15 protein-coding genes and 1 tRNA gene are annotated in these 20,966 nt (G+C 38.2%); 7 read left to right on the top strand and 9 right to left on the bottom strand.

Annotation, left to right across the window (positions count from 1 at the left end; translation table 11 throughout):
• Positions 1–451 precede the first annotated feature (451 nt).
• Positions 452–527: transfer RNA gene (locus ACJVDK_RS05130), tRNA-His, on the bottom strand.
• A 174-nt stretch (positions 528–701) separates the two neighbouring features.
• Between ACJVDK_RS05130 and rnhA the strand changes: the two genes are divergently transcribed.
• Positions 702–1,175, top strand: coding sequence for a ribonuclease HI (gene rnhA / locus ACJVDK_RS05135; protein WP_443939217.1), 474 nt, complete (start codon positions 702–704; stop codon positions 1,173–1,175).
• Positions 1,176–1,234: 59 nt separating this feature from the next.
• Here rnhA and fbp read toward each other — a convergent pair whose 3' ends face one another.
• The 5 genes from fbp to gloA2 all read right to left on the bottom strand — a co-directional run bounded on the left by fbp (position 1,235) and on the right by gloA2 (position 5,804).
• A complete protein-coding gene (fbp, locus tag ACJVDK_RS05140; RefSeq protein ID WP_443940029.1) occupies positions 1,235–2,296 on the bottom strand; it encodes a class 1 fructose-bisphosphatase in 1,062 nt (353 codons plus the stop codon).
• Positions 2,297–2,318: 22 nt separating this feature from the next.
• On the bottom strand, positions 2,319–2,810 hold the full coding sequence (locus tag ACJVDK_RS05145; RefSeq protein ID WP_443939218.1) for a metallophosphoesterase family protein: 492 nt from the start codon (positions 2,808–2,810) through the stop codon (positions 2,319–2,321).
• 44 nt (positions 2,811–2,854) lie between these two features.
• Complete coding sequence (locus tag ACJVDK_RS05150) at positions 2,855–4,648, bottom strand: serine hydrolase (RefSeq protein ID WP_443939219.1); 1,794 nt, start codon at positions 4,646–4,648, stop codon at positions 2,855–2,857.
• Positions 4,649–4,716: 68 nt separating this feature from the next.
• The gene (locus ACJVDK_RS05155) at positions 4,717–5,418 is read right to left on the bottom strand and encodes a tRNA1(Val) (adenine(37)-N6)-methyltransferase (RefSeq protein ID WP_443939220.1); all 702 of its coding nucleotides are present in this window, start codon (positions 5,416–5,418) and stop codon (positions 4,717–4,719) included.
• A 2-nt stretch (positions 5,419–5,420) separates the two neighbouring features.
• The gene (gene gloA2, locus ACJVDK_RS05160) at positions 5,421–5,804 is read right to left on the bottom strand and encodes an SMU1112c/YaeR family gloxylase I-like metalloprotein (RefSeq protein ID WP_443939221.1); all 384 of its coding nucleotides are present in this window, start codon (positions 5,802–5,804) and stop codon (positions 5,421–5,423) included.
• 305 nt (positions 5,805–6,109) lie between these two features.
• Between gloA2 and purL the strand changes: the two genes are divergently transcribed.
• Complete coding sequence (gene purL, locus ACJVDK_RS05165) at positions 6,110–9,793, top strand: phosphoribosylformylglycinamidine synthase (protein WP_443939222.1); 3,684 nt, start codon at positions 6,110–6,112, stop codon at positions 9,791–9,793.
• 150 nt (positions 9,794–9,943) lie between these two features.
• A complete protein-coding gene (locus ACJVDK_RS05170; RefSeq protein WP_443939223.1) occupies positions 9,944–10,705 on the top strand; it encodes a LuxR C-terminal-related transcriptional regulator in 762 nt (253 codons plus the stop codon).
• 322 nt (positions 10,706–11,027) lie between these two features.
• Here ACJVDK_RS05170 and ACJVDK_RS05175 read toward each other — a convergent pair whose 3' ends face one another.
• Complete coding sequence (locus tag ACJVDK_RS05175) at positions 11,028–11,870, bottom strand: energy transducer TonB (RefSeq protein WP_443939224.1); 843 nt, start codon at positions 11,868–11,870, stop codon at positions 11,028–11,030.
• A gap of 202 nt (positions 11,871–12,072) precedes the next feature.
• Between ACJVDK_RS05175 and ACJVDK_RS05180 the strand changes: the two genes are divergently transcribed.
• From ACJVDK_RS05180 to ACJVDK_RS05195, 4 genes are all read left to right on the top strand, one after another.
• A complete protein-coding gene (locus ACJVDK_RS05180) occupies positions 12,073–14,247 on the top strand; it encodes a glutamine synthetase III family protein (protein ID WP_443939225.1) in 2,175 nt (724 codons plus the stop codon).
• 231 nt (positions 14,248–14,478) lie between these two features.
• Positions 14,479–15,045: a Crp/Fnr family transcriptional regulator gene (locus ACJVDK_RS05185; RefSeq protein WP_443939226.1), complete on the top strand. Its 567-nt coding sequence runs from the start codon at positions 14,479–14,481 to the stop codon at positions 15,043–15,045.
• A 59-nt stretch (positions 15,046–15,104) separates the two neighbouring features.
• Complete coding sequence (locus ACJVDK_RS05190) at positions 15,105–17,330, top strand: FAD-dependent oxidoreductase (protein ID WP_443939227.1); 2,226 nt, start codon at positions 15,105–15,107, stop codon at positions 17,328–17,330.
• 160 nt (positions 17,331–17,490) lie between these two features.
• Positions 17,491–18,672, top strand: coding sequence for an AIR synthase-related protein (locus tag ACJVDK_RS05195; RefSeq protein WP_443939228.1), 1,182 nt, complete (start codon positions 17,491–17,493; stop codon positions 18,670–18,672).
• A 60-nt stretch (positions 18,673–18,732) separates the two neighbouring features.
• Here ACJVDK_RS05195 and ACJVDK_RS05200 read toward each other — a convergent pair whose 3' ends face one another.
• Positions 18,733–19,815 (bottom strand): hypothetical protein, encoded by a 1,083-nt coding sequence (locus ACJVDK_RS05200; protein WP_443939229.1) that lies wholly within the window; start codon positions 19,813–19,815, stop codon positions 18,733–18,735.
• A 33-nt stretch (positions 19,816–19,848) separates the two neighbouring features.
• A complete protein-coding gene (locus ACJVDK_RS05205) occupies positions 19,849–20,961 on the bottom strand; it encodes an SPFH domain-containing protein (protein WP_443939230.1) in 1,113 nt (370 codons plus the stop codon).
• Between the last annotated feature and the right edge of the window lie 5 nt (positions 20,962–20,966).

Below are 20,966 nucleotides of genomic sequence, written 5' to 3' on the forward strand. Positions count from 1 at the left end.
CAACGCCATTAAACACGAACAGAACGAACTGATCAAACAAATCAGCGAAACCAATCAAAAGACCGACCGTGCAAGGGAACTGATGCTAGCCAACGAACTCCAACCAGACGAGTACAGAAAGGTAAAAGAGCGCAATGGTTCGACAATAGCACGTTTGGAGATACGGCTTACCGAAGTAAACTTGCTTAGGTCGAACCACGTAAACATCAGAAAAGTAGCTCAAGATGCTATAAACGCACTTTCCAACTTGGATAAGCTTTACGATGAAGCCTCTGTTCCAGGCAAAAGATACCTAGTAGGTATATTATTTCCAGAAAAATTCAGTTTTGTAGAGGGGGCATGTCGAACCGGTAAACTCAACCGGGCTGCCGAGCTAATCTATCTGGAAAACAAGGAATTACGGGCAAAAAAAATGGGGCAAAAACCTCTTAAAAAGTCTTTGCCCCATAAAGGGTGGAAGATGGGGCTCGAACCCACGACCCTCGGCACCACAAACCGATGCTCTAACCGACTGAGCTACATCCACCGTGTTTTTGGAGATACAAAAGTACGTTTTTTTACATATGATGCAAATGTTTTTACCTATCAATTTTAAAATAATTTTTAAGCCGCTAAAATTCAGATAATTAAATTTCAAATAATTTTTCAGCCCTAAACAAAACACACGATTATCCACACAAAAACTTAGATTTGTAGTAAATATGATAGAGATTTATACAGATGGAGCAGCAAGTGGAAACCCCGGCCCAGGTGGTTACGGCACTATTTTAAGAGCCGGGCCACACTACAAAGAACTTAGCGGAGGCTTTCGATTAACCACCAATAATCGAATGGAGCTCTTAGCTGTTATCAAAGGTTTAGAAGCATTAAAAAGCCTTAACCAAACCGTTATGGTTTACTCAGACTCTAAGTACGTGGTTGATGCCGTTGAAAAGAAATGGGTTTTCGGCTGGCTTAGCAAAGGATTCAAAGACAAAAAGAACAAAGATCTCTGGATGCGCTTCCTCGAACTCCACAAACTACATAAAGTGAGTTTCACTTGGATAAAAGGTCACAACAATCACCCTGAAAACGAACGTTGCGATCGCTTAGCGGTAGCGGCTTCTCAAGACAAGGCTAACCTTAAAATAGATACCGTTTTTGAAGTAGAAAAAAGTAAAAACACCTTACTATAAAACTAAAGAAGCCTGTTTCATAGCTAATGAACAGGCTTCTTCTTTTAATTTTATATACGTTATAAATCTAAGTCTTCCACTTTTGTTGCCGATTTCTCTGTTGTGGTACTAGCTTTAGAGGTGTACAAATGCATAAATTCTTCCGCTTTCTCTACCATTTCTTTTGATCCAATGAATATAGGTGCCCGCTGATGAAGTTCAGTAGGTTGGATATCCAAAATTCGGTCGAAACCTGTACTCGCCTTCCCTCCTGCTTGTTCCATAATAAATGCCATGGGATTACACTCGTACAATAACCTGAGTTTACCTTTTGGTGAACGCGAAGTGGTCGGATAAATATATACTCCCCCTAAAATTAAGTTACGATGAATGTCGCCAACCATTGAACCAATATAACGCGAGGTATACGGACGGTTTGTTAATTCATCCTCTACCTGACAATATTTTATGTACTTCTTTACGCCTTCCGGAAAATGCACATAATTTCCTTCATTAACCGAATATATAACACCCGTGCTAGGTGTTTTCATTTCTGGATGCGACAAACAAAACTCACCAATTGATGGATCAAGCGTGAAGCCATTTACCCCTTTCCCAGTGGTGTACACCAACATGGTAGCCGCACCGTAAATCACATAACCAGCAGCAACTTGCTCGGTGCCTTTTTGCAAAACATCTTCCATACTGGCTTTTCCTTCTAAAGATTTTCGTCTGTAAATAGAAAATATAGTGCCTACTGCAGCATTCACATCCGTATTAGATGAACCATCAAGCGGATCGATACATACAATATATTTAGCATTTTGAGATACAGGCGATTCAATATGAATGATTTCTTCTTCTTCTTCCGTGGCTACAATACAACACTCGCCCCCGCTGGTTAAAGCGGCAATAAATTGCTCATTGGCGTATATATCTAACTTTTTTTGTTTCTCGCCCTGAATATTGGTCGTGCCCACTTCACCCAATATATCTACCAGTCCCGCCTTGTTCACTTCGCGATTCACAATTTTGGCGGCAATGCCGATGTCTCTTAACAACCTAGAAAGTTCGCCTTTCGCGTAAGGAAAATCGGCCTGTTTCTCAATAATAAATTGGCCAAGGGTTTTAACTCCAGAAATCATACTTAGTGTATTTTTTACATTATCTACCTGATAACTCTATGGCCTCTAAGGTATGAATATTTTCATCAGTTATGCAAAACCGAATCAATGTTCTTACTTTATGCCAACCCTGTTTTCCTGCTGCACCGGGATTTATATGCAAACATTTTAGCTGTTCATCGTACATCACTTTTAAAATATGCGAATGCCCAGTAATGAACAATTTCGGCGGCTTAGTGTAAATTTCCGACTTAATCAAAGCAGAATATTTTCCCGGATAACCCCCAATATGCGTCATCAAAACATCCACCTGCTCGCAGGTAAAACGATTTTTTTCTGGAAATTGAGCGCGAATAACCGCATCGTCTATATTTCCATAAACCCCGCGAAGCGGTTTAAATACCTCCAACTTTTCCACCACATCCTGACCAAAATCTCCCGCATGCCACACCTCATCACAACTATCAAAATGCTTAAAAACAGCATCGTCTAAAAAACCATGCGTATCTGAAATTAAACCAATTTTTTTCAAATTATTTTATTTTTATCCAACAAAGCCCCTAGAATTGCCAAAAACTAAGGCTTTCTCGTCGCCTTAAACACTCCATTTGGCTGTATAAAAGATACCGAAGTAGCTTTTTCTTGTCCCGACCCCAACTCAAACTTGGCACTATATCCCTTAAGAACTTTAAAATTGAATGTATTTTCGCCTATCGCAAGCATCTCATATTCGGGCTGACCCGGCACAAAAATCATCAAGGTTTCTCCTTTCAAAAACACCTTGACCGTTGCTTGACCTAAGTTATATTCTCCAGTATATTTTTCTAGATCCTTTACAGAAAGTGCTTTCGCTTCAGGTTTGTAATCAAATTGCACAGGCTTATTGCCTCCATCCATAAAAACCGAAACTCCTTGAATCTTTCCGTCTAAACCGGTAGAAAAATTAAACATCAAATTGCTTTGTGTAGTATCCATCACACCTTTTTCATCAATGGATCTTGGATCAAAAACATCGTAATGCAAGTGTTTAAACAACAGCTTCTCTCCACCCAAAAAAGTACTCAAAAGATTGTTTTCAAGTGCAATATTAATGGTTCCGTAAGCGGGATTTTCAAAAGAACCTACGTAATCTTTTAAGTGATGTGAAGCCGGAGCATCCACAATTTGCATTTTGTTAACCACTTGGTTCTTTTGCTTTTTGTTCTCTTTCGCTTTTTCATTTGCCTCACCATTCCAATCAATTGCTTTCAATTGAAGCAGGCGATCTGCAAGAGAATTACGTACCAAAGCAGGAACCTTAGAACCATTTTGATTGCTCAACACCACAATCCCCAACTTATCCGAAGGAAAAAGGGCAACACTCGCCGAAAAACCGTTAATATTCCCGCCATGTTCTACCATGTAATGTCCTCTATACGAACCAATCATCCAGCCCAATCCGTAATTCGCTAAAAAAACATCGGCATGCTTTGCAGGTAAAGCAGCCTCCATTACCATTTGCGAACTTGCTGCCTCAAGTATATAGCTGGCGGGCAAAATTTCCTTTTGCTTAAATTTCCCTCCGTTAATCCATAGTTTTAACCAATTCGCCATATCGTTGGCACTGCTATTAATGCTACCAGCAGGCCCCATTCCGCTAATATTGTAGTAAGGTATTTTCTTGATTTCAGTATCCTTAATAACCGTATATGGCAATGAAGCATCACTATCCGACTGAAAAGCTTTGATATCCGTATTGGAACGAGTCATTTCTAAAGGAGTAAAGAATTTTTCCTGAATATTTTGCTCCCAAGTCTTCCCTGTCAAACGCTCCACAATCATGCCTTGCGCCACGTACATAAAATTATTGTAAAACCATTTCTCACGCACTGCCGCAGTGGGTTTCATGTATTTAACGCGCGCAATTAAACTATCTCTATTGGCCGAATTAAACAAAAACCAGGAATAATCGTAACGCGACAAACCGGTACGATGTGCCATTAAATCGCGCAAAATAATCTGACTGTTCATTTCTTCGTTATAAAAACGCAATGTAGGCAACAAACTCACCGCTTTATCTTCAAAACTAAGTTTTCCATCTTTCCGAAGCAAGCCCAACAAAGAAGCTGTAAAAGCCTTGCTGCTCGAACCAATGGCAAAAAGAGTGTTGGGCGTAACCGGTTTCTTATTTTCTACATCGCGGTAGCCAAAACCTTTACTATAAATAACTTCATCGTCCTTAACAACTGCTACCGAAAAACCTGCAGCTACTTGATCTTTCAATATTCTGTTTAACAAGGTGTCAATACCAACTAAAGGATCTGTTTTTTTCTGTGCAGAGGATAAAAATGTTAAGGAACAACATAAAATTAACAGGAGCAGTTTTCTCATTTTGAACAAAAAAGATTTAAGGTTTCGATAAATATACCGTTTACCGACTAAAAAAGAGGCATCAAATATCAATAAGCCACAAAAAAATCTTTAAGCAAGGCTTTATATTGTGCGGTATGTTGTTTTTGAGATTCGTAAATAAAAAAATCATCCTCTCTGAGCGATACATTCTCTTTTGTTAACGCAATAATCTGCCTAAAAGCGGGTTTCGTTTCATCAGAATGCAAATTTATTCGCTCGCAAAGCATCAATTGTTCTTTTTTAGCGAGTTCGATCACCAAATCAGCTTGCTTTACAGGCAGAACCAGCCAAAATTTACCAGCATCGGTCAACAAGGATGCAGCTTTTTGAACAAAATGCGCAAAAAAATCGTCCGCTGCATGCCGAGCAATACCTTTTCTTTTCTCTTCGTTTTTTAAATCATTTATAAAAAATGGAGGATTCGAAACAATCAGATCAAATGTTTCTTCAGATTCAAAATCCTGAATCGCTACCTGAAAACAAGTCAATCGTTTTGCGAAAGCAGAATTCTTAAAATTATTCTCGGCCGCTACCGATGCCTCTTCATCAATCTCAACCGCGACCACCTCTGCGCTAGGAAATCGCTGTGCCAACATGAGCGCAATCACCCCAGTGCCGGTACCTACATCCAAAATACGCTTCGGATCTTCCTGAAATGCCATGCTTGCCAGTAAAACCCCATCGGTATTAATGCGCATGGCACAGCCACTTTGATTCACTTCAAACTGCTTAAACTTAAAAACGCTCATAATTACGCTTCATATAATTCCAATGGCAATCCATCAGGGTCTGAGAAAAAACTGAATTTTTTACCTGTAAATTCATCGATTCGAATGGGTTCAGTCGCTATACCTAAACGATTTAATCGTTCCGTTTCTTCTTCAATGTTATCTATCTCAAAAGCCAAATGACGTAAGCCGAGCGCTTCTGGGCGCGATGGACGTGCAGGAGGATCTGGAAAAGAAAAAAGTTCAATTTGATACAAATCGTTCACCGCCAAATCCAATTTATACGATTTGCGCTCCGCGCGATAAACCTCAGCAAGCACTTTAAAACCTAATTTTCGCGTATAAAAATCTTTTGACACCGCGTAATCTGAACAAATGATAGCAATGTGATGAATGCGTTTAAACATAAAAAGTAAAATTTAATCCTTCTAATGATTTTGTACTGGAATTCTACCGACAAAAGTGCATATTCTATTTTTCAAATCGTCATATTCCTGCTAAATCAATCTCCTTTAGCAAGATATTTTCAAACGGAAGGAACAAAAAGTCTAAGACTGAAAAGGATTCTTTCGTCAACGAAATTTAATAAGCAATATAAATTCTGCAAACACGCTTTCAATGGCTCCTATATTGAAAAGCTATGCTTATTTTTGCTTTTTCCTGCTCATTTTTAATTTAAAAAAGCGTAAATTTGCGGCTTCAAATAAAAAGCATGATTCATTTCTTCATAAATCAATCTCAAGCGATTTTCGCCCTACAAACAGAGAAAACGCTATCCCAAACTGATATTACTAAACTTGAATGGCTCTTTGGCGGAGCAAAACTACAGATAGAAAGCGTATTAACAGGCTTTTTTGCAGGTCCGCGTGCGGCGATGATTACTCCTTGGAGTACCAATGCAGTAGAGATCACACAAAACATGGACATTCATGGGGTGATTCGAATTGAAGAATTTAAAGCCGTTGCTGAAGATTTTACGGATTTCGACCCGATGCTTTCGCAAAAATACAATCAATTGGATCAGGATATTTATACCATCAATATCCAACCGGAGCCGATTTTAGCAATTACCGATATTGCTGCTTATAACAAACAAGAAGGTTTATCGCTGAGCGATGAAGAAGTAGCATACCTGGATTCTTTAGCTACTAAATTAGGAAGACCTTTAACCGACTCTGAAGTTTTTGGTTTTTCTCAAGTAAATTCAGAACACTGTCGCCACAAAATTTTCAACGGAAAATTTGTGATTGATGGTGTAGAGCAAGAAACATCGCTTTTTAAATTAATTCGTAAAACGTCTGAGCAAAACCCGAACGATATTGTTTCGGCGTATAAAGATAACGTAGCGTTCATTAAAGGTCCAAAAGTGCAGCAATTTGCACCAAAACGTGCTGATGAACCTGATTTTTATGCTACCAGTGATTTTGACTCAGTAATCTCTATAAAAGCAGAAACACATAATTTCCCGACAACCGTTGAGCCCTTTAACGGTGCAGCAACAGGTTCAGGTGGTGAAATTAGAGATCGTTTAGCGGGCGGACAAGGTTCTTTACCTTTGGCCGGTACGGCAGTTTACATGACTGCTCTTTCGCGTCTAGAAGAAAACCGTCCTTGGGAAGCAGGCGTTGAAGAACGCAAATGGTTGTACCAAACACCTATGGATATCTTAATCAAAGCGTCAAACGGAGCTACTGATTTTGGTAATAAATTTGGTCAACCACTTATCACCGGTTCGGTATTAACGTTCGAACACAACGAAGAAACGGACAACTTTGGTACTGAAGCCAGAACTTTAGGTTTTGATAAAGTGATTATGCTTGCTGGTGGTGTAGGTTACGGAAAAGTAAACCAAGCAAAAAAACATACACCTAAAGTAGGCGATGATATTGTTATTTTAGGTGGCGAAAACTACCGTATTGGTATGGGTGGTGCAGCTGTATCATCAGCCGATACCGGCGAACATGGCTCTGGCATTGAATTAAATGCAATCCAACGTTCTAACCCTGAAATGCAAAAAAGAGCAGCCAATGCCGTTCGTGGTTTGGTTGAAAGCGATTTTAACCCAATTGTATCCATCCACGATCACGGTGCGGGTGGTCACTTAAACTGTTTATCAGAACTGGTAGAAGAAACGGGTGGTAAAATAGATTTAGATAAATTACCTGTAGGCGATCCTACCCTTTCTGCAAAAGAAATTATCGGAAACGAATCACAAGAACGCATGGGTCTGGTGATTGGAAACGAACACCTGGATACTTTAAAGAAAATTGCAGATCGCGAACGTTCTCCAATGTATGCGGTTGGTAAAGTTACCGGCGATCATCGTTTTACGTTTGAATCGGCAACTACAGGCGTTAAGCCAATGGATATGAATCTGGAAGATATGTTTGGCAGTTCTCCTAAAATTGTAATGGAGGATAAAACAGTCGAACGTAACTATTCAGAAGTGGTATACGATGAAGCAAAATTAAACACCTATTTGGAGCAAGTTTTGCAATTAGAAGCCGTTGCTGCCAAAGATTGGTTAACCAACAAAGTTGACCGTTGCGTGGGTGGCCGTGTGGCGAAACAACAATGCGCAGGTCCTTTGCAATTGCCTTTAAACAATTGCGGTGTGATGGCTTTAGATTTCCAAGGAAAAGAAGGTATTGCAACATCAGTAGGTCATGCACCAGTTTCGGCATTAATTGACCCGGCTGCCGGAAGTCGTATTGCCATTGCTGAATCACTTTCAAACATCGTATGGGCACCATTAAAAGATGGTTTGCAAAGTGTTTCTCTTTCAGCCAACTGGATGTGGGCATGTAAAAATGAAGGAGAAGATGCACGTTTATACAAAGCCGTAAAAGCATGTTCAGATTTTGCCATCGATTTAGGAATTAATATCCCAACAGGGAAAGATTCATTATCGATGAAGCAGAAATACAAAAATGGCGATGTAATTGCCCCTGGAACGGTCATCATTTCGGCAGGTGGAAATTGTAACGACATTACCAAAGTTGTAGAACCTGTACTTCAGAAAGATGGTGGCTCTATCTATTACATCAACCTTTCAAACGATACCTATAAATTAGGTGGTTCTTCTTTTGCGCAGATTTTAAACAAAATTGGTTGCGAAACGCCTGATGTGCATGATGCTGCTCAATTTAAAAATGCCTTTAACACCTTACAACAATTAATTAAAAACGACAAAATTCAAGCTGGACACGATGTGGGTAGCGGTGGTTTAATTACAACCTTACTTGAAATGTGTTTCGCTGATCGCGATTTAGGCGCAAACATCGATTTAACGGCTTTAGCAGGCGATGATATCATTAAAACATTGTTTGCAGAAAATATCGCAGTCGTTTTCCAAGCCGATGCAAGTGCTGAACAAGTACTTACGGATAACAATGTAGCATTCATTAAAATAGGTGAGGTAAGCCCTATCGCTACATTAAATATCAGCAACAATGGTGCTCAATATTCATTTGATGTAGATCATTTACGCGACGTTTGGTTTAAAACTTCTTACCTATTAGACAAGAAACAAAGTGGTGAACAAAAAGCAACGGAGCGTTTTAACAACTATAAAAACCAACCGTTAAAATATACTTTCCCGTCTTCATTTGATGGAAAGAAACCAGTTATCGATGCGTCAAAACCTCGTCCAAAAGCAGCTATCATTCGCGAAAAAGGAAGTAATTCTGAACGTGAAATGGCAAATGCAATGTATTTGGCCGGTTTTGATGTAAAAGATGTTCACATGACGGATTTAATTTCTGGTCGTGAAACTTTAGAAGATATTCAATTCATCGGTGCTGTTGGTGGCTTCTCAAACTCTGATGTTTTAGGTTCGGCAAAAGGTTGGGCAGGTGCATTTTTATACAATGAAAAAGCACGTGTCGCTTTAGAAAACTTCTTTAACCGTGAAGATACTTTATCAGTAGGTATTTGTAATGGCTGTCAATTATTTGTAGAGTTAGGTTTAATCAACAAAAACCACGATGAAAAACCTAAAATGCTGCATAATGAGAGTGCAAAACACGAAAGTATCTTTACATCGTTAACCATTGCCGAGAACAAATCAATCATGTTATCTACCCTTGCGGGAAGCACGTTAGGTGTTTGGGTATCGCATGGTGAAGGTAAATTCCACTTACCTAAAACGGAAGACCAATACCAAATTGTTGCAAAATACGGATACGAAAGCTATCCAGCTAATCCAAATGGTTCAGGCTATAATGCGGCAATGATTTGTGATGAAACTGGCCGTCACTTGGTAATGATGCCGCACATTGAGCGTTCATTGTTCCAATGGCACTGGGCTCATTATCCAGCAGGAAGAAAAGATGAAGTTTCTCCGTGGATGGAAGCTTTTGTTAACGCCAGAAAATGGATTGAAGAAAAAGTATAATTAATCTTTAAAATGAAATGGATACTGCAATCAAAAGCATTATCCATTTTTTTTGTCCAGTAATCTGGGATGATTCATTTTTGACAATAATTAGTCATTTTTTGAAAAATCAGAGAATATTGATTTATTTAGTAAAAAAATCCCGGAAAAATGTCGTTAGAATTAGATAAATTACGTAACGTCTGGTTATTGCCAGAAAATAAAAGCATCAACAATACTGAACTTCCGCAAATAACTTTTAACGATTTAACAAATGCGATTATCAGTACTGGTCCATTTTATTATTATGTGATTGATTTTTACGATATGTCGCTCTCACATGTAAGTAAATCTATTCAAGATTTACACGGATTTGACCCTGAAAAAGTTACGTTTGACGATGTTTTAAATGCCATACACCCGGATGATCAAGCATTCATCGCCAAAGCAGAAGCTACTATTGCCGATTTTTTTCACAAGAACATCGCCCGCGAAAAATTGCTAAAATACAAGAAGTGTTACAATATCCGTGGCCGAAATGCCAGTGGTGGTTATTCCTTGTTTAATCACCAAGCGCTTATGCTTACCTTGGATAGCAATGGCGGATATGGAAAATGCCTAAACATCCACACCTGTATTGACCACCTAACGGCGGTAAATAGTTATCAATATTCCTTAATCGGTCTCGATGGCGAACCTTCTTTTATGAACTTAAACCCAAATAGCACGCTGCAAAACACTATCCGTTTTTCAAAAAGAGAACTTGATGTATTAAAATGGATGGCCGAAGGTTTAAGCAGTATTGAAATTGCAGATAAACTTTTTATCAGCGATTTAACGGTAAAAAAACACAGAAAAAACATTCTCGAAAAATCGGATTGCAAAAACACCGCGCAACTCATCACGCAATGTGTTCGACAAGGTTTAATCTAGACAAATGTCAACAACATTCGTTTAAAATACTGTTTTTTAAGTATTTCAATTGGTAAGTGAACGGATATCTTTGTATCCGAAAGCCCTCATCTACCCATGATAAATTTCAGCCCGAATCATATGGGCTTGCTGTATAAAAGGCGCTGTCTGCAAAGCGCAGCGCCTTTCACTAGCTAAATAGCACGATCTGGCTGTACACCAAACAGCCCGAGCAATTACCCAGGCTGCAGCATTTAAACCCTAACCTATTACTATTTCATCTGCCTTTTGGTGTTGTATTAAAGTATGTAACAATGGAGAGCGCTAACAACCTTCTTTTTAACTAATTGATGGTAAACGTAATGGGCATATTATAGCGTACACGAACGGGCGTACCTCTATTTTTGCCTGGTTTCCAAAAAGGCGATTTTTTAATCACACGCATCGCTTCCTCATCACACCCAAATCCAATACCTTTAATCAATTTCACATCGGTAATGGAACCATCCTTCTCAACCACAAAACTAATAACTACCCTTCCTTGAACCTGTTCATCTTGCGCAAGGGTCGGGTAATCCAAGTTTTTTTGTAAATATTTAGCCCAACCTTTCATACCGCCTGCAAATTCTGGATTTTCATCTGCACCTAAATAAATTTCCATATCACTACTTCCAGTTCCAGTTCCGGCGTCACTCGTTCCAGTACCATTACCGCTACCATCCGATTTGGGAAGAATAACCGCGTCTGGTGCAATGATACCATCCTGTGTAACATTGCTAATCACAGCATCTCGCATATCATCAAGCGTTGGTGGTGGTGTCTTTGCTTGTTCGGTAACCACAATATTAGAACTTACTGCCACCGTTTTCACTTTCACAGGATCGCTCTTGGCAGGTTCTGGTTTCGGATCAGGTTTCTTCTCAGGTTTCATTTCATGGATCTGATTCGACAAATCTACAGTGGTAGTGGTTACAGGTAAGCTAGACATTTCAGGTCCACTTAATTTGCTGTAAACTAATGGAGCGGTAAACAATAAGATAAATCCGGTACTCGCGGCAAAAAGTGCTTTGGTTAAAATACTAGACGATTCTTTTCGCAGTGCATACGCACCATAATTCTTGTTGCGGTTACTAAACACAAGATCGAGCCACTCGATTTTGTATACATTAATAGATGAGTTGAACATAGCTTAAGTTTTAGTATACGATGAACTATTTTTCGTAATTCCATAAAACTTTCAAAAAAAACTTCATTTCTTACGAAAATTGAAATTTCACACCTAAAAATCATTTTTTTATTTCGTTTTCAATAAAATTGTCTTTTTTAGTACGTTTGTTTCATAAAAACTGAGAAAATATACTATTTTTGACAAAAAACTTAATAAATTAATGAAAAGCTTAAGAACCATCGCATTAAAAGAGGCTCAAAACAGAATTTCTCCAGAGGTAAAAGCACCTTCTTCAAAAATTTCTGATTTTTACGGCTCGAATGTATTTGATAAGAAAAAAATGAGAGATTTCTTATCTAAGGACGTATACGAGAAATTAATTTCATCAATCAATCAAGGTGAATTAATTAATATTGACGACGCAAACCATATCGCTAACGCTATGAAAGCTTGGGCTATGGGTGCTGGTGCAACTCACTATACACACTGGTTCCAGCCTTTAACAGGTACAACTGCAGAAAAACACGATTCATTCTTTGAGCCAAGTGGCGATGGAGCAATCGAGAAATTCGCAGGTTCTGCCTTAGTACAACAAGAGCCAGATGCTTCTAGTTTCCCTAACGGAGGTATTCGTAACACATTTGAGGCACGTGGTTATACTGCTTGGGATCCTTCATCTCCAGCGTTTATCATGGAAAACCCAGCGGGTAAAACACTTTGTATCCCAACTGTGTTCGTTTCATACACAGGTGAAGCATTAGATTATAAAGCACCTTTATTAAAAGCATTATCAGCTTTAGATAAAGCAGCTGTTGACGTTTGTCAGTATTTCGATAAAAGCATTACGAAAGTAAATGCATCATTAGGTATCGAACAAGAATATTTCTTAGTTGATGAGTCGTTGTTTAACGCGCGTCCAGATTTATTATTAACAGGTCGTGCTTTATTCGGACACATGTCTGCTAAAGGTCAACAATTAGAAGATCACTATTTCGGTTCTATTCCGGAGCGCGTTTTTGCTTACATGGTAGATTTCGAAAACGAAGCTTTAAAATTAGGTATTCCATTAAAAACGCGTCACAACGAGGTAGCGCCTTCTCAATTTGAGTGTGCACCAATTTACGAAGAAATCAACTTAGCAATTGACCACAACCAATTGTTAATGGATTTAATGGAAAAAGTTGCACGTCGCCATAACTTCCGTGTATTATTACACGAAAAACCATATGCTGGCATCAACGGTTCAGGTAAACACAACAACTGGTCGTTAATTACAGATACTGGTAAAAACTTATTAGCACCAGGTAAAACGCCTAAAAACAACTTGATGTTCTTAGCTTTCTTTGTAAATACAATTAAAGCTGTTAGCGAGCATGCAGATTTATTACGTGCAAGTATTGCATCGGTAAGCAACGATCACCGTTTAGGTGCTAACGAAGCTCCTCCTGCAATTATCTCTATCTTCTTAGGATCGCAATTAAACGATGTATTGGATGAGATTGAGCATTCACGTATCAGCAAAAAAATCAAAGAAGATAATGCTTTATGGTTAGGTATCCCTAAAATTCCACAAATTTTATTGGATAATACTGATCGTAATCGTACCTCTCCTTTCGCATTTACGGGTAACAAATTTGAGTTAAGAGCTGTAGGTTCATCTGCAAACTCTTCTGCTCCAATGACCATTTTAAATGCAATCATGGCTGAGCAATTGGTTAAATTTAAAGCTGAAGTTGATAAATTGATCAAGAAAGGTGATAAAAAAGATATCGCGTTATTAACCGTAATCAAAAAATACATCAAAGAATCAAAATCAATTCGTTTCGAAGGTAATGGTTACAGCCAAGAGTGGGAAGACGAAGCTGCAGCACGTGGTTTATCAAACATCAAAACTACGCCTAAAGCATTAGATGCTTACTTAAGCGAAAAATCTTTAGATTTATATGCAACTACTAACATTTATAGCAAACGCGAAATTCATGCCCGTCATGAAATTATGTTAGAGAATTTCTACAAAAAATTACAAATTGAAGCTCGTGTAATGGGCGAAGTAGCTAATACTTCTATCATTCCTGCAACTATTTCTTACCAAAATTCATTAATCGAAAACGTAAAAGGATTAAAAGAACTTGGTGTAGATAGCAAATCTTCATTAGAAATCGTGAAAAAATTATCTAGCCACTTAGATATCGTTAAAACGAATATCGATGCGATGTTAGAAGAACGTAAAGTAACGAACAAAATTGAAGATACACGTGAGAAAGCAATTGCATACGATGAGAAAGTAAAAACATACTTTGATACCATTCGTTATCACGTAGATAAATTGGAACAAATTGTAGATGACAGCGTTTGGCCGTTACCAAAATTCAGAGAGTTATTATTCTTAAAATAATAATTACACATAATTTATTAAGCTTAGGCCTAAAGTATTGCACTTTAGGCCTTTTGTTTTTTAGCACAAAGCGATTCTGCAGTTCCTTTCATATCCTAATAACGATATCATAAATACTTTGGAAATGTATCCGCCGCATGGGCATAAAATTATTTGTATCTTTATAGGCAAGCATAAAACAAATCGATTTCCGATTGATAAGTGGCTATTTATCAAAAACATGAAAATTCCATGGAGCTGATTAAAGAATATTTTGAAAGTATCGTACCAGTATCCAATGAGGATGTGGAATTTCTTTCCAAAATGGTTAAGCGCAAATTTCCAAAGAACTCCAACATTCTTAAACAAGGAAATATCGAAGGTTATTTATCTTTCATTGAAAAGGGCAGTATTCGTTTCCATATTTTAACCGAAGAAAAAGACAATACATTTGCTTTTGGTTTAGAGGGAAGCTTTGTTTCTGCTTACGATTCTTTTTTAAACCAATCGCCATGCGAATACAGTGTAACATCCATTACCGAAACAATCCTATGGAGCATCAAGTATGCAGATTTACAAGATCTTTATAATACTACAGCCATGGGAGACCGAATTGGCAGAATGGCTAGTGAAGGACTTTTTAAAACAAACATGAAAAAAATCATCTCGCTTTTAAATGAATCGGCTGAAGACCGCTATTTAAAATTAATGAGAGAAGAACCTCAGCTTTTACAAACGATTCCTTTAAAATACATTGCATCCTATATCGGAGTTACGCCAGAAGCCTTAAGCCGCATTCGCAAGCGTATTATTTCTTAACTTAAATCAATTTTTTAAGCACTTTATTACTCAGACCTTTGCATGATTAATTTAAAGCTATGAGTAATCAACATTATAACGCTGTAATTATTGGTGGTGGCTTAGGAGGCTTAACTGCCGGAGCTACCTTGGCTAAACACGGTAAAAAAGTATTGCTTTTAGAACAGCACTATATTCCCGGAGGTTGCGCTTCCTCGTTTAAGCGGAAAGATTTCGTCATGGAAGTAGGCCTGCATGAAATGGATGGCTTACATGAAGAAGATGCGAAAGTTAAAATATTCAAATTTCTAGGCGTTGATAAACACCTTGAATTCTTAAAAGTACCTGAGTTATTTCACCTGAAATCCCCAAAAACATCTTTTACATTTCCGCATGGAGTTGAAGAAGCAAAAGCCTCCTTAATACAAAAATTCCCCAATGAAGCGGTTGGATTACAGTTGTTTTTTAACACGATTACGGCTGTCCTATCAGAATTACCCAAGCTCCCAGGCGGTAAATGGAAAAGCAAATTAATGTATCCCCTCATGCCTATTTTATTTCCAAATGTCGTGAAAGCATCAAGGCAAACGGTTGGAGAATGGCTAGACAAGCACCTAAAAAATGAAGAGCTAAAACTGATTTTAACCACCAACTTACTATATTACGGAGACGATACCTCCAAGCTTTCCATGCTGTACTTTTCCGCTGCTCAAGCATCGTACATAACCGGTGGAGGTCATTTCATTAAGGGTGGTTCACAACAACTATCAAATTACTTAGCTGCTGTTATTGAAAAAAATGGCGGACAAGTTTTGCTTGGAAAAAAGGTAAATCACATCTTAGTTGAAAACGGTACCGCAACAGGCGTTATGTATCAAGATGCCTATAATAGCCATAGTGAAACGAAAAAAGTAACAGCTGATACAGTTATTGGAAATGCTGCTGTTCCGTTATTAGCAGATCTCTTACCCGAAAAATATAAAAATGCTGTTCGTAGGCATTTTGAAAATAAAGAAGTGAGTTGTTCCCTAATTTCTATTTACTTGGGCTTCAATAAGCCCTTGAAAGAATTGGGTGTAAAAAATTACTCAACTTTTATAGCTGGTGCTGACATTCATTCTATAAAGGATTTGAAGGATAACTACCAAGGGAATTGGGAGAATAGAAATTTTGTTTTAGTCGATTATAGTCAAATTGATTCCAATTTAGCTCCTCAAGGAAAAAGCATCGCTACAATTACGGCGGCAGATTACCTCGTCGATTGGGAGAATTTAACAGAAGTAGCCTATAAATTAAAAAAAGAAGAAGTGGCACAAATTTTCTTAAAAAGATTAGAAGCTGCCTTTCCGGGAATATGCCCACATCTTGAGTATTATGAGGTAGGTAGCGCTAAAACTATTCAAAACTATACTAAAAATCCATCAGGCACACCATATGGATTTGCACAAACACCCGAACAATCAGGTTTTAAACGATTAACTCGCTTCCCTGAAATCAAAAATTTACATTTTGCTTCTGCCTGGGGATTTCCAGGTGGAGGATTTTCTGGTGCCATAATCGGTGGATATATGACCGCTTCACAATTAGTTAAAAACACCAAATGGAAAGTGCTTAATCACGGAAATCCGTCTGATGAAAGAACCGTAAAGCTAATCGCCAAAAAAATTGTGGCTAAAAACACCATGTTACTCCGTTTTGAAAGGCCAAAAGATTTTCATTACAAGGCAGGGCAATATGCTGTTGTAAGGTTAAACAATCCTGCTCACACCGACTTAGACATGCCTTTCCGCGCATTGTCAATGGCCTCTCACCCATCGTCTCGAACGCTCGACTTTGTCATGCGTTTAAGTAAAAGTAGTTTTAAAAAGAGCTGCATCGAAATGAATATTTCCGATACAGCCACCATTTATGGCCCAATGGGTAATTTTTCTATCCAAAACCCAAACAAACCTATTGTATTTTTAGCCTCGGGTATTGGCATTACACCAATTATTCCATTACTGATGGAACTGGAGAAATCAAATCATGAAGGCAAAATTAGTCTTTTGTATAGCAACAAATGTGCACAACATGCTGCCTATCACCCAGAATTAGGCGGACTGGAACTCAGCAATTTTAGCTATCATTTGGTTGAAACGGGAAAAGAAAGCAGAATTGATAAAACGTATGTAAAATCGAAGGTGCAAGATATTCAAAATTCTGACTATTACCTGGTGGGAACACGCGAATTTATCCGCTCAATGAAAAGTATATTAATATCCTTACAGGTCAAAGAAGAGTCCATTTATGTAGATGATTTTGGATAAAATTTTGGGCAATGTTATTGTAAAAAATAGCCTTGCTTTAGTTTTTTCTACAGTAAATATGTAAGGTCGATAAGGCCGAAAAATCAACCGCATAATTTTTGCAAAAGAGAATCCTTTTCAACTTTAGTGTTTAAGCTTAAAACCCTATCTTTGCGGTAACATGAGTGATAACAGGTATAATCAACGTGGCGTTTCTGCCTCAAAAGAAGATGTGCACAATGCCATCAAAAATATCGACAAAGGAATTTTCCCGAAAGCCTTCTGTAAAATCATCCCCGATATATTGGGAAATGATGATGCATATTGCAACATTATGCACGCAGACGGAGCAGGAACAAAATCGTCTTTAGCCTACGTTTATTGGAAAGAAACAAACGATGCTTCGGTTTGGAAAGGAATTGCGCAAGATGCCATTATCATGAATATCGACGATTTAATTTGTGTTGGTGCTACCGATAACATTTTATTGTCTTCAACCATTGGCCGTAATAAAAACCTCATTCCAGGTGAAGTAATTGCCGAAGTGATTAACGGAACAGAAGCTATTTTAAGCGATTTACGCGAACAAGGAATTTCAATCTATTCAACAGGTGGCGAAACTGCCGATGTGGGCGATTTAGTAAGAACCATTATTGTTGACTCAACAGTAACTTGCCGTTTAAAACGGGAAGATATCATTAGCAACGATAACATCAAGCCTGGCGATGTAATTGTAGGCTTAAGTTCTTCAGGCAAAGCTAGCTATGAAACGGAATACAATGGCGGTATGGGTTCAAACGGATTAACTTCTGCAAGACACGATGTTTTTGATAAATCAGTCGCAACGGCCTATCCAGAGAGTTTTGATCCAGCGGTTCCATTTGACCTCGTATTTTCTGGAGGAAAGAAACTGACTGATACCATTGATATCGAAGGATTTGGACCAACCACCATTGGAAAATTAGTACTTTCACCTACACGTACCTATGCTCCTGTTATCAAGAAAATCTTAGAACAACATCGTAAAAAAATTAACGGAATTGTTCATTGCAGCGGCGGAGCACAAACCAAAGTATTGCATTTTATAAACGATAACATTCACGTCATTAAAGATAATTTATTTCCTGTTCCACCGCTATTCCAATTAATCCAAGAGGAATCTGGTACCGATTGGAAAGAGATGTACAAAGTGTTTAACATGGGTCATCGCATGGAATTATACGTTCCTCAAGAAATTGCCGAAGAAATTATCGCCATTTCAAAAAGCTTTAACATCGATGCGCAAATCATTGGTCGTGTTGAGGAAAGCGATAAAAAACAAGTAACCATCATCAGCGAAAAAGGAACCTACAACTACGAATAGTTCCTTAAGCTAAAACATAAAAATGTCCAAACAAAAATTGTTTGGACATTTTTTTTGGAATTAACCTGCAAACATCGACACCAGCAGGATGACTACGATAATCAGTAAAACAAGGAAGAAAATTTTCCAGAAAGAATAGGGTCTTTTTCCATCAATTTGTCCGGTTTGTCCGTTGATATAAAAGAAATACTCTTTGTTGTTAAACTGATACGAACTGAAATAAATAGGCAATAAAATATGCTTAAAAGTTTCATTGCTCAACGTAATGGATGCGTGTGTAACTTGTTGTAAATCCCCACCAATATCCTCATGAACCCAATTATTGGCAATTTCTTCCGCGCGTTGGAACGACAAATGATTTCCATCTTTTAACGATACGGAATATTTCTCAGTAGTAAAGCCTGCCAAATATTTCGAATTAAAATCACATAGCTGTGTTAAATTCCAATTAGCAATGCCTGCCGGTATTTCCGTTTGTTTCTTTACTGAAGCATTGATTAAAATATCATCTAAAAAACCATCCACACTTCCACTTACAGGATACCATCTAATTTTTTGAACCTGCCGCGTTCTGGTGCCCTCTTTTGTCTGATAACTTTCTGTCACGTAATAATATTCGCCCCGAAGTCCATCGTAATCTACGTTCATATCGGCGTCAAAAGTCCAATAAGGCAGGTAAATGCCGTGTATTTTTTTTGGATCCAACGTTGCCACTTTCAGTTTACTCGGAGAAAACCAACCTTTTCTAACCCATGTGGCAAAAATTTGTTTTGCATGCTGATGATCAAGCTGAAATGGAATTAGCGCGCTCGGAAGAATCCAACCTTCTTTGACTTCATCGGCTTGTATTAAGGGCTCGTTACAATATACACACAAGCTCGATTTTACATTTTCCTCACGGTGCTGATTCGCTCCACAATTTTTACATTGAAGTAAATCGATGGTTTGCGTATACGCACTTTCACCCACAAGCTTCAGATAATGATCTAGTTCAAGTTCCTTAAAATTATGGGTACTCGATTCAATTCGTTCATCGCTTTTACAATAAGCACAGGTTAAGTGCTGTGTTCCGGGTTTATATGTAAGTTCGGCCCCGCATTGATTGCAGGTCCGATTAATTTCTGTTTCAATTATTTTCTCCATAAATGAGCGTAATTAAATATAATGAAGAAAAAACTAAGGATTTGGAAGCGGTGGTGGAGTACTTGAAGTACTGAAAGATTTTAACTCTTCAATAGTATGCAGAACAGCCCAGGCACTCATGCCTTGTTTCCAAACAAGTGAGTCGTTGCCAATGGATTTATTCAAATATAAATCACGCAATTGGTTTAAACTTACCGGTCCCATTTGTTGACCGTTGAGTGAATAATAATACTGTGCTTCAACCGGCATCGGTGGTGGTGTAGCGTCACTTGACCGTTGTGCAGGATTTAAACTATTTGCCATTTGCTGAGCCATGGTAAATCCCATACCTACTCCTAATCCGGTTCCAGCAGCTCCTCCCTCTTGTTTAGCGGCCTCTTCAATGGCTTGTGCAGTTTTAAACTGTGTCAGTTTTTGAAGATCAATTTTGTTTAAACGGCTGTATTCAAAAATTTCCTTTTTCAGTTCATCAGGGAGCGAAATATTCTCAATAAAGAATTTCTCCAACTCAATTCCAATTCGAGCAAATTCAGGCTGCATGACTTCTCTGCAGGTATTTGAAAGCTCGGTGGTATTCGCAGCATACAATTCTAAAGGTAAATTAGCTTTGCCTACTGTATTCGTAAATCGAGTAACAATTAAACTCCTTAAATGCTCATTAATCTCCGTATTGATGAAATTAGCATTCGTTCCCACAACATCAATAATGAACTTTCCGGCGTCCAAAATGCGAAAGCTATAACTTCCGAAAGCCCTAATCTCGGTAAAACCATATCGCTCATCGTTCAGCATGATCGGATTCTTGGTTCCCCATTTCTCTTCTGTAAATAAGCGTGTATTGACAAAATATACCTCAGCTTTAAATGGACTGTTAAAGCCATATTTCCAGCCTTGAAGCGTGCTTAAAATCGGTAAGTTTTGTGTGTTTAAGGTGTACGTACCGGGCGTAAATACATCGGCAAGTTTTCCTTCGCTTATAAAAACAGCTGTTTGTCCTTCTCGAACAATGAGTTTAGCATCGTTTTTAATTTCATTTTGGTAACGTTCAAAGCGATAAGCAATGGTGTCGTTTGTATTGTCAAGCCATTCAATGATGTCAATGAATTCGTTGCTTAACTTCTGGCGGATGGTGTCAAATATTCCCAAGGCGT

This window comes from Pedobacter paludisoli (genome assembly GCF_052344095.1).
GTDB lineage: Bacteria > Bacteroidota > Bacteroidia > Sphingobacteriales > Sphingobacteriaceae > Pedobacter.